Raw genomic sequence first — 6,438 nt, forward strand, 5'->3', positions numbered from 1 at the left:
ACAACCACGACAAATAAAAAAACCGCCGGCCCAAGAGCCGGCGGTTTTCATTGCTACTGCCTGAAGCGGATTACGCCAGCGCTTCCAGCGCCGCGTTGAAGGTCGCGCTCGGACGCATCACGGCCTTGACCTTGGCCTCGTCGGCCTTGTAGTAGCCGCCGATGTCGACCGGCTTGCCCTGCACTTCGAGCAGTTCGGCAACGATCTTGGCCTCGTTCTCGGCCAGGGTCTTGGCCAGCGGCGCGAAGGTCGCAGCCAGCTGCGCATCTTCGGTCTGCGCCGCCAGTTCCTGCGCCCAGTACAGCGACAGGTAGAACTGGCTGCCGCGGTTGTCGAGCTCGCCGGTCTTCGGCGATGGCGACTTGCGGTTGTCCAGCAGCTTGCCGGTCGCGGCGTCCAGGGTCTTGGCCAGGATCTTGGCCTTCTCGTTGCCGGTCTTCAGGCCCAGGTCTTCCAGCGACACCGCCAGCGCCAGGAACTCGCCCAGCGAATCCCAGCGCAGGTGGTTCTCTTCGACCAGCTGCTGCACGTGCTTCGGCGCCGAGCCGCCCGCGCCGGTTTCGTACATGCCGCCGCCCGCCATCAGCGGAACGATCGACAGCATCTTGGCGCTGGTGCCCAGTTCCATGATCGGGAACAGGTCGGTCAGGTAGTCGCGCAGGATGTTGCCGGTCACCGAGATGGTGTCCAGGCCGCGCTTGACGCGCTCCAGGGTGTAGCGCATCGCGCGCACCTGCGACATGATCTGGATGTCCAGGCCGGTGGTGTCGTGATCCTTCAGGTAGGTCTTGACCTTCTTGATCAGTTCATTCTCGTGCGGACGGTACGGGTCCAGCCAGAACACGGCCGGCATGCCCGAGTTGCGCGCGCGGGTGACGGCCAGCTTGACCCAGTCGCGGATCGGGGCGTCCTTCACCTGGCACATGCGCCAGATGTCGCCCTGCTCCACGTTCTGGCTCATCAGGACTTCGCCGGTGGCGATGTCGGTGATGTTGGCCACGCCGGCTTCCGGCACTTCGAAGGTCTTGTCGTGCGAGCCGTATTCCTCGGCCTGCTGCGCCATCAGGCCCACGTTCGGGACGGTGCCCATGGTCTTCGGATCGAAGGCGCCGTGCCATTTGCAGAAGTTGATGATCTCCTGGTAGATACGGGCAAAGGTCGATTCCGGAATGACCGCCTTGACTTCCTTCAGGCGGCCGTCGGCGCCGTACATCTTGCCGCCGGCGCGGATCATGGCCGGCATCGACGCGTCGACGATCACGTCGTTCGGCGAGTGGAAGTTGGTGATGCCCTTGGCCGAGTCGACCATGGCCAGCGCCGGACGGTGTTCCTGGCAGGCGTGCAGGTCGCGCTCGATTTCCTCGCGCTGCGAGGCCGGCAGGCCGGCGATCTTGTTGTACAGGTCGGCCATCCCGTTGTTGACGTTGATGCCCAGGCTGTCGAACAGGGCGCCGTGCTTCTCGAAGGCTTCCTTGTAGAACATGCGCACGCAGTGGCCGAACACGATCGGGTGCGAGACCTTCATCATGGTCGCCTTGACGTGCAGCGAGAACATCACGCCGGTTTCCTTGGCGTCTTCGATCTGCTGTTCGTAGAACTCGAGCAGGGCCTTGCGGCTCATGAACATCGAGTCGATGATCTCGCCGTCCTGCAGCGCGACCTTCGGCTTCAGCACGATGGTCTGGCCGCCCTTGGTGATCAGTTCCATCTTGACTTCGCGCGCGCCGCTCACGGTCATCGACTTCTCGCCGTGGTAGAAGTCGCCGTGGGTCATGTGCGAGACGTGGGTGCGCGAGGCCTGCGACCACGGCGCCATCGAGTGCGGGTTCTTGCGGGCGTATTCCTTGACGGCCTTCGGCGCGCGGCGGTCCGAGTTACCTTCGCGCAGGACCGGGTTCACGGCGGAGCCGATGCACTTGCCGTAGCGCGCCTTGATGGCCTTCTCTTCGTCGGTTTTCGGATCGGCCGGGTAGTCGGGCAGCTTGTAGCCCTTGCCCTGCAGTTCCTTGATGGCGGCGGTCAGCTGGCCGACCGAAGCGGAGATGTTCGGCAGCTTGATGATGTTCGCGTCCGGCTCCAGGGTCTTCTTGCCCAGCTCGGCCAGCGCGTCGGGAACGCGCTGCTCTTCGGTCAGGTATTCCGGGAAGGCTGCCAGGATTCGGGCGGCGACCGAGATGTCGCTCTGCTCGACCTTGATGCCGGCCGGCTTGGTGAAGGTGCTGACGACAGGCAGGAAGGCGTGGGTCGCCAGCAGGGGCGCCTCGTCGGTCAGGGTGTAGATGATGGTCGGATCGCTCATACGCTTTTTCCTCGATGCTCGCGTGGATAACGCTATTTAAGTTCGCGCTACGTGAAATTCGGTTGTGACGCTCAAGTCTTCTATAAGACATAAGACGGGCGTTTCACATTATGCACCAACATTTTACTGTGCGCCATGGTTTTAGACGATATGCCTTCGGCCCGGGTCGCACCCGCAACGCGGAAAAACAGCGTCCGCGCCAAGCAAAAAAACCCGCCGGGACCAGGAGGTCGGGCGGGTCTTTCTACTGCACAGAACTTGCCAGCGCGGCCGTGGCCGCGCGCACGCGGCGTTTAGGCCGACAGTGCCTTGATGGCGGCAGCCAGGCGGCTCTTGTGGCGCGCTGCCTTGTTCTTGTGGATGATCTTCTTGTCAGCGATGCTGTCGATGGTCGACACGGATTGCTGGAAGATGGTGGTCGCAGCGGCCTTGTCGCCAGCCTGGATCGCCTTGCGGACAGCCTTGATTGCGGTGCGCAGGGTCGAACGCTGTGCCGAGTTGTGTGCGTTTTGCTTAACTGCTTGACGAGCGCGTTTGCGCGCTTGTGCGGTATTTGCCATGGAATTTCCTAAATCGGGGTCAAGTTGCGTTTGCAAACATTAGCGAGTGAAACCGGCTCTTCTTGTGCCTGCCCAACGATTAGTGTCTGCCAACAGAATTCAGTACAGCCCACGATTATAGCGAAAGATTCATCCCAGGGCAATTCATAAATCACTCTCGGCCGATTTTTGCCCGTGCGCATACAGTTGCCACCGTATAATCTCGGCCCATGAACCTGCTCAGAACCCTCGCTGCCATTTCCAGCATGACCATGGTGTCGCGCGTCACCGGCCTGCTGCGCGAAAGCCTGTTCGCGGCCGCCTTCGGCGCCTCGAACTACACCGACGCCTTCAACATCGCCTTCCGCCTGCCCAACCTGCTGCGGCGCCTGTTCGCGGAAGGAGCCTTCTCCCAGGCCTTCGTTCCCATCCTGACCGAATACAAGACGAAACATGGCGCACAAGCAACCAAGACCCTGGTCGACCACGTGGCCACCGTGCTGATCTGGGCCACGATGCTGACCAGCATCGCCGGGATCGTCGCCGCGCCTGTGCTGATCCTCCTGATCGGCGGCGGCCTGCAGCGCGAACCGGCCGCCTTCGAGGCCTCGGTGCTCATGACCCAGATGATGTTTCCCTACATCGCCTGCATGTCCTTCGTCGCCCTGTCCAGCGGCGTGCTGAATACCTGGCGCCAGTTCAAGATCCCCGCCTTTACCCCGGTGCTGCTGAACCTGTCCTTCATCTTCGCCGCCGTGGTCATGGCCGACTGGTTCGAACAGCCGATCTATGCGATGGCGGTCGGCGTCTGCATCGGCGGCCTGGCCCAGGTTGCGCTGCAGATCCCGTCCTTGAAGAAGCTGGGCATGCTGCCGCACATTTCGCTCAACCCGATGACCGGCCTGCGCGACACGGGCGTGCGCCGCATGCTCGGCAAGATGGGCCCCGCCGTGTTTTCGGTCGCCGCGGCCCAGATCAGCCTCCTGATCAACACCACCATCGCCGCCGGCCTGGCGGCGGGCGCCGTCACCGCCCTGCAGTATGCGGACCGCCTGATGGAACTGCCCACCGCCCTGCTCGGCGTGGCGCTGGGCACCATCCTGCTGCCGGGGCTGGCGAAGGCGAATACCGAGGGCAACACCCAGGAATACTCGTCCCTGCTGGACTGGGGCCTGCGCCTGACCTTCCTGCTGGCGATCCCGGCCGCGGTCGGCATGGCGACCCTGGCGACGCCGATGATCGCCACCCTCTTCCATTATGGGAATTTCGACAACGCCGACGTTGCCGCCTCGTCCATGCCGCTGATGGCCTACAGCGCCGGCCTGCTCGGTTTCATCCTGGTCAAGACCCTGGCCCCGGCCTTCTTCGCGCGCCAGGAAGTGCGCACGCCGGTCAACATCGCCGTGGGCGTGCTGGTGGCGACCCAGCTGATGAACCTGGTATTCGTGCCGCTGTTCGGCGTGGCCGGCCTGGCGCTGTCGATCGGCGCCGGCGCCTGCCTCAACGCGGCCTTCCTGTACCACGGCCTGCGCAAGCGCGCCATCTACGTGCCGCAGCCGGGATGGGGCAAGTTCTTCCTGAAACTGGTCGTGGCCGTGACGGTGATGGGCGCGGTATCGTGGTTCGGCCAGGCGCAGTTCGACTGGGTCGGCATGCGCGCCACGCCGCTGCTGCGCGCCGGCGCCCTGGTGGCCATCATCGGCGCCGCGGTGGTGGCCTACTTCGGCGTGCTGGTGGCGCTGGGCTTCCGTCCGCGCGACTTCAAGCGCCGCGCGGGCTAAGGGTCAGCGGCCGTCTCGTCAGCGCCGCACGGGCGGCGGCTGCGGCGGCTCCTGGGGTTCCTGGGCTTCCTGGGGCGGCTCCTGCGGCTCGTCGGGAGGCTCCTGCGGCGTCTCTTGAGGCGGCTCCTGGGGCGGTGTTTGCTGGGGCGGCGGCTCGTCGGTAGGCGGCGCTTCCGGCGGCGCGGCCGGTGGCGTACCGGGCGCCGGTTGCGGCGCGTTGGGCGGCGCCGGAGGAGGCTTGGGCGCGCCGGGCGCCGCCGGCTTGCCCGGCGTTAGCAATCCCTGGCCGCCGGCCACGAAGCGCCACTCCGAGATCTTTTCCTTGTTCTCGAGACCCTGGAAGCGGCTGTCGAAATTCCCGATCTTGAGCGGCTTCGCCGTCGACAGGCTGTGGATCGCCAGCACCCCGGTCTGCCCGCCCGCATAGACGATGCCCCACTCGGCCTTGCCGGTCATGGGGTCGACGAAGATCTTGCGCAAGTGCCGCCGCACTTCGGGAAAGCGCGGGTCCTTGAGCAGCTCCTGCAGGGTCGGCGGGTAGGTCGGCATGCCCTTCGGCGTGGCGGCCGCATAGCTCTGCAGGGCCGCGCCGAAGGCGGCGCCGATCTCCAGCAGTTCTTCCTCGGCGGCGGCGCGCTGCAGCAGGGAGCCGATCTTGAGCGTGGCCGCGCCCACCATCCCGACGATGGCGACAAAGATCACCAGCCCGAGGTAGGTGAAGCCGCCCTGGCGGCTGCGCCCCGCTACCATTCCGCGTAAGGGCGCCCGTTGCGGTCGTTGCCGGGCGCGCCGCTGTGCAGGTTGTAGACCTCGCCCTGCTCGCCTTCCTCGGGCGGCAGCACGACCCAGGTCTCGCGGCTTTCCGTGAGCGGGTCGTAGGGGATCTCGCGCAGGTACTTCTTTTCCACCAGCTGTTCCAGCGAATCCGGATAGCGGCCGGTGTCGGCGCGGTACTGATCGATCACGATGCGCGTGTTGCGCAGGTTCTCGGCCAGGATGGTCTCCTTGCTCTTGTCCACGCTGGGAAAGAAGCGCGGCACGGCCAGGGTCAGCAGCAGGGCCACGATGCCCAGCACGATCAGGAGCTCGATCAGGGTGAAGCCGCCAGGGCGGGAAAGGCGGCGGCGCAGGCCGGTCATCATGCTCACCATTTATTGTAAGGGACCCCGTTCAGGCCTTCTTTTGGCGACAGCGAATAGACGTCGTAGACGTCGTCGCCCTCGCGCGGTTCGTTCGGCTCGCTGGCGTAGCTGCGCTTGCCCCAGGTGGCGGCGTCAGGCAGCTCCGGGTCCGGATTGAAGGGGTCGCGCGGCAGGCGCCGCAGGAAATAGATCTTCGCCCCCTTCGGGCTGCGCAGGTCGCGCACGCCCTCGACCAGCAGTTCCAGGCGCGGCGGATAGCCGGTGGTGCCGGCGGTCTTGGCCACCCGGCCTTCGTCGCTGGCCTTCTTGTAGGCGTCTATGCCGGCGCGGATCTCGCGCAGCGCGCGGCGCAGTTCCTGCTCGTCGCGGCGCTGGGCTGTCACCTGGGCCACCGGCAGCACCAGGGTGCCCAGCAGCGCCAGGATCGCCAGGGTGACCAGCAGCTCGATCAGGGTGAAGCCGCGGCGCGGAGCCGGGCCGCAATACGCGTTCATGGCTGGGTGGGCGGCGTAGTCGGCTGCGTTGCGGGCTGCGTTGCGGGCTGCGTGGTCGGCTGCGCTGCGGGCGCGGTGGCGGGCGGCGGCGGCGCCACCGGGGTCACCTGCACGTTGGCCGCGGGGGCTGGAGCGGGGGCCGTCGGCGGCGGCCCCGATTGCGGCGAGCCCAGCTGCGGCGTG

Annotated in this window: 6 protein-coding genes; 1 reads left to right on the top strand and 5 read right to left on the bottom strand. The window is 65.8% G+C overall.

What is annotated here, in order from left to right; translation table 11 throughout:
- Window positions 1–70: 70 nt before the first annotated feature.
- Together KBW98_RS15140 and rpsT are read right to left on the bottom strand one after the other, a co-directional pair.
- Window positions 71–2,299, bottom strand: a complete 2,229-nt coding sequence (locus KBW98_RS15140) for an NADP-dependent isocitrate dehydrogenase (RefSeq protein WP_211520981.1) — start codon at window positions 2,297–2,299, stop codon at window positions 71–73.
- Window positions 2,300–2,592: 293 nt separating this feature from the next.
- Window positions 2,593–2,859 (bottom strand): 30S ribosomal protein S20, encoded by a 267-nt coding sequence (gene rpsT, locus KBW98_RS15145; RefSeq protein WP_211520982.1) that lies wholly within the window; start codon window positions 2,857–2,859, stop codon window positions 2,593–2,595.
- 209 nt (window positions 2,860–3,068) lie between these two features.
- On the opposite strand from rpsT, the gene murJ reads away from it, so the two are divergent.
- The gene (gene murJ / locus KBW98_RS15150; RefSeq protein ID WP_211520983.1) at window positions 3,069–4,619 is read left to right on the top strand and encodes a murein biosynthesis integral membrane protein MurJ; all 1,551 of its coding nucleotides are present in this window, start codon (window positions 3,069–3,071) and stop codon (window positions 4,617–4,619) included.
- Window positions 4,620–4,637: 18 nt separating this feature from the next.
- On the opposite strand, the gene KBW98_RS15155 is transcribed toward murJ, so the two are convergent.
- The 3 genes from KBW98_RS15155 to KBW98_RS15165 are packed head-to-tail and all read right to left on the bottom strand — an operon-like array spanning window position 4,638 to window position 6,255.
- Window positions 4,638–5,369: a type II secretion system protein gene (locus KBW98_RS15155; protein WP_211520984.1), complete on the bottom strand. Its 732-nt coding sequence runs from the start codon at window positions 5,367–5,369 to the stop codon at window positions 4,638–4,640.
- Window positions 5,363–5,761 carry a type II secretion system protein gene (locus KBW98_RS15160; protein WP_211520985.1) on the bottom strand — a complete coding sequence of 133 codons (399 nt, stop codon included), beginning with the start codon at window positions 5,759–5,761 and terminating at the stop codon, window positions 5,363–5,365. Before KBW98_RS15160 ends, KBW98_RS15155 begins: the two co-directional genes overlap by 7 nt.
- Window positions 5,762–5,763: 2 nt before the next feature.
- A complete protein-coding gene (locus KBW98_RS15165; protein ID WP_211520988.1) occupies window positions 5,764–6,255 on the bottom strand; it encodes a type II secretion system protein in 492 nt (163 codons plus the stop codon).
- Window positions 6,256–6,438 lie beyond the last annotated feature (183 nt).

Origin of the sequence: Massilia sp. ST3 (assembly GCF_018119405.1) — a bacterium.
Classification (GTDB): domain Bacteria; phylum Pseudomonadota; class Gammaproteobacteria; order Burkholderiales; family Burkholderiaceae_D; genus Telluria.

What these genes read in the sequence shown, in the direction of transcription:
- KBW98_RS15140 (WP_211520981.1), bottom strand. Translation starts at nt 2,299, where the DNA reads ATGAGCGATCCGACCATCATCTACACCCTGACCGACGAGGCGCCCCTG.
- rpsT (WP_211520982.1), bottom strand. Translation starts at nt 2,859, where the DNA reads ATGGCAAATACCGCACAAGCGCGCAAACGCGCTCGTCAAGCAGTTAAG.
- murJ (WP_211520983.1), top strand. Translation starts at nt 3,069, where the DNA reads ATGAACCTGCTCAGAACCCTCGCTGCCATTTCCAGCATGACCATGGTG.
- KBW98_RS15155 (WP_211520984.1), bottom strand. Translation starts at nt 5,369, where the DNA reads ATGGTAGCGGGGCGCAGCCGCCAGGGCGGCTTCACCTACCTCGGGCTG.
- KBW98_RS15160 (WP_211520985.1), bottom strand. Translation starts at nt 5,761, where the DNA reads ATGATGACCGGCCTGCGCCGCCGCCTTTCCCGCCCTGGCGGCTTCACC.
- KBW98_RS15165 (WP_211520988.1), bottom strand. Translation starts at nt 6,255, where the DNA reads ATGAACGCGTATTGCGGCCCGGCTCCGCGCCGCGGCTTCACCCTGATC.